Source organism: Pseudomonadota bacterium (genome assembly GCA_030860485.1).
In the GTDB taxonomy this organism is placed as follows: Bacteria; Pseudomonadota; Gammaproteobacteria; order JACCXJ01; family JACCXJ01; genus JACCXJ01.
This window is the reverse complement of record JALZID010000175.1, coordinates 1-3,113: the sequence shown is the minus strand read 5'-3', so window position 1 is coordinate 3,113 and position 3,113 is coordinate 1. Positions and strand designations below refer to the sequence as shown.

Below are 3,113 nucleotides of genomic sequence, written 5' to 3'. Positions count from 1 at the left end.
ATCGCGGCCGTGCCCTGGATGTCGTCGTTGAAGCAACACACCCGGTCGCGATAGCGGTGCAGCAGGTGGAAGGCGTTGGCGTTCCCGAAGTCCTCGAATTGGATCACGGCCTTCGGGAAGACCTCCTGCGCCGCCGTGATGAATCCGTCCAAAAGCTCATCGTAGGCCGCTCCGCCAGCCGGCGCGGGGCAGATTGAGATATGCAGATTGAGATGTAAGGGGTCCTCGAGGAGTTGTAAGAGCCCGCGCAGGCCGATCTGGCGGGCATGTGAATCCGCTCTTGGCGCCGCGCAACGTGCGAGTCACGCCAGCTGGCTAAAACCAGCAAGCTCAAGTCCGGTTGACGTGGTATCCTCCCGTCCAGTGCACCTTTCGCAGCGGTTCCCCGCAACTGATCCACATCTTCGAGAGCCAGGGGTCATGAAATTCTGGACCGAGGCCACTCCCCTTGCAAAGCTCCGCCTCATCGCGTTTCTGGTCGTCGCGCTGATCGCCGTTCATGCGGGCTTCCTGGTTTACAGCCTGTACCGCAGCGAAGCACTCCTGGCCCGCGCCGATGCGACTACCTCGGTGATTGAGGAGGAGGCGCGTGAGGCGAGCAGGCGGCCGCTCCTTTGGATGCTCGGCGCAGTACCGTTCGGGTTTATTCTGGCGGCCCTCGTGGTGGCGCAGGTCCGCCGGATCGGAGAGCGCACAGAGCGCGTCGCCGGCAGGGCCCGGAAGATGTTAGAAGGCGATGTCGAACCTTCCCCCGTGGATCCCGCCGACCGCGACGAGCTTGTGGAGGTAGAGCGCGCGCTGCACGAGATGGCGACGCGCAACGTCATCCAAGGCCGGCGTCAGGCGGCGCAGCATGCCGCCACGCGCGTGTTGGCGGAGTCCGAGACGCTCGGCCGGGCCATGCCCGCCATCCTGAAGGCCATCTGCGAAAGCCTCGGCTGGCACTGGTCGGCACTCTGGACCATCGACCGCGAGGCGGGGGTCCTGCGCTGTGGTGACATCTGGCATGCCCCGGCCGTGCAGTTGGCCGACTTCTCCGCCATGAGCCAGGGCATGACATTCGCCCCCGGCGTCGGCCTGCCGGGCCGGGTCTGGGCGAGCGGGCAGTCCGCGTGGATCCCAGACGTACAAGAGGACCCGAACTTCCCGCGGCTCCCGGCGGCACGCAAGGTCGGGCTGCACGGCGCGTTCTGCTTCCCCATCCCCGTGGCCGGCGGGCTCATCGGCGTCATGGAATTCTTCAGCGCCGAGGTCGCGGAGCCCGACCCGGCCTTACTGGCCATGATGGATGCGATCGGCACGCAGATCAGCCAGTTCGTGGAGCGAACGTTGGCGCACGAGCAGAGCGCCCAGAAAGCGCTCGCGCTCGGCGAGGTGCACCGGCGCCTGGAGCGCGACTTCGCCGAACGGACCGAGGCGGGCCGGCGCCTCATGGCCCAACACGCGGCCACCCGCGCCTTGGAAGAGTCCGCCAGCCTGGATGACGCGGCGCCTCGTATCCTAGAGAACATCTGTGAGGCACTCGGCTGGGCCTGGTCCGCCCTGTGGGTGGTCGATCCTGACCCGAACGCCCGGGCCCTGCTCTTTGTGACATCTCACAGCACCTCCGGAGATCTGTCTGCCTTCGAAGAGCTGAGCCGTGCCACCTCGTTCGAGCCGGGCCAGGGCCTACCCGGCCGCGTGTGGTCCACGGGCCGCCCGGCTTGGAGCGCCGACGTCACCGTAGACCCGAACTTCCCGCGCGCACCCATCGCCCGGCAGGTCGGCCTACGCGGGGCCTTCGCGTTCCCCATCTGGTGCGAGGGCCGGGTGCTCGGCGTGATGGAGTTCTTCTCACGCCATCCCGCCGAGCCCGACGAAGCGCTCCTCGCCATGATGGGGGCGGTGGGCAGCCAGATCGGCCAGTTCATCGAGCGCAAGCATTCAGCGCAGGCAGGTGAAGAGGCCCTGCGGCGCTCGCACGAGATCCTACAGGGGATCCTCCCGGCGGAGATCGCCCAAGAGTGGAAGACGACCCGCGGCGTGCGGGCGCGACAACATGAAAACGTGGCCGTTCTGTTCTGCAGCATTGACGGTTTCGCTGCGTGGTGCGATGGCCGCGACCCGGACGAGGCCGTTGCGCGGATACAAGAGCTCATGGAAGCGTATGAGCGGCTCTTTGACGAGCACGGCCTGATCAAGATCAAGAGCCTCGGGCCCGGCCTCATCGCGGTGTGCGGGCTGCAGCGGGCCGAGCGCAATCCCGTCCTGCACGCGACCGCGTGTGCACTCGACCTGCGCGCTGCCGTGGCCCAGATGTGCGATAGCTGGTCGGTTCTCATCGGTATCCACGTGGGCCCCGTCACGGCCGGGCTGCTCGGCCGCAAGCGCTTCCAGTACGACGTCTGGGGTGATACGGTGGACCTCGCGGCGCGCTTGTATCACCACGACCGGCCGGGTGCGATTGTGCTGAGCGATACCGCGCGCATTGCCGTTGCTCGCTACAGTGAGTTCGAGCCGCTCGGGCCCGTGGCGCTAGGCCCCACCCAGCACGAAGCATTCCGCCTCACCGGCTGGAAAGACACCGCCGAAGCCCGGGCCGCCGTCGCCGCGCTTTATGCCTGAGAGGTTGTGAAAAAATCATCGCCCGCATGCGGTGCGCGCGGAGCTGCGGAGCGAGCCGGAGGACATATAATTAATCCGGAACCGGTATATGCTGGATTTGGTCGGCGCTTCATTCAGGCTACGCTGACTGGATCTTGGCAAGCAAATGAAGATTTCGGAATTGGCATAGGTCTTTGCGTGTAAAGTGTTGGCGGAACGGCATAGGAGTTGCTCGTCGATCTTTCCAAGATGAATCCAAGAATGGCAGGTGCATGATGAGAGATTGAAAAAAGCTTGGTGCGGTAATAGCATTATTGATTTTTGCCGGACCGCTATCTGCGTTAGAAGTAGCGGGGGTCAAAATCGATGATCAATTACAGGTCGGTGGAACACCGTTGGTCTTTAGGGAGCCTCTAAAAATTGTGATGAAAGCCTATACTGCCGCGGCATGTTACAAGGGATTTCACTATCCAGGCCGATTTTGGAGCAGCATCAGGGATCTAGATCGGCCTTTTTGAGGGGATCATCCC

1 protein-coding gene and 1 pseudogene are annotated in these 3,113 nt (G+C 64.3%); one reads left to right on the top strand and one right to left on the bottom strand.

Annotated elements, in window-relative coordinates; all coding sequences use genetic code 11:
• Window positions 1–173 (bottom strand): annotated as a pseudogene (locus tag M3461_09610) (NAD-dependent malic enzyme).
• Between the two features lie 247 nt (window positions 174–420).
• Here M3461_09610 and M3461_09605 point away from each other — a divergent pair.
• A complete protein-coding gene (locus tag M3461_09605) occupies window positions 421–2,604 on the top strand; it encodes a GAF domain-containing protein (protein ID MDQ3774595.1) in 2,184 nt (727 codons plus the stop codon).
• Window positions 2,605–3,113 lie beyond the last annotated feature (509 nt).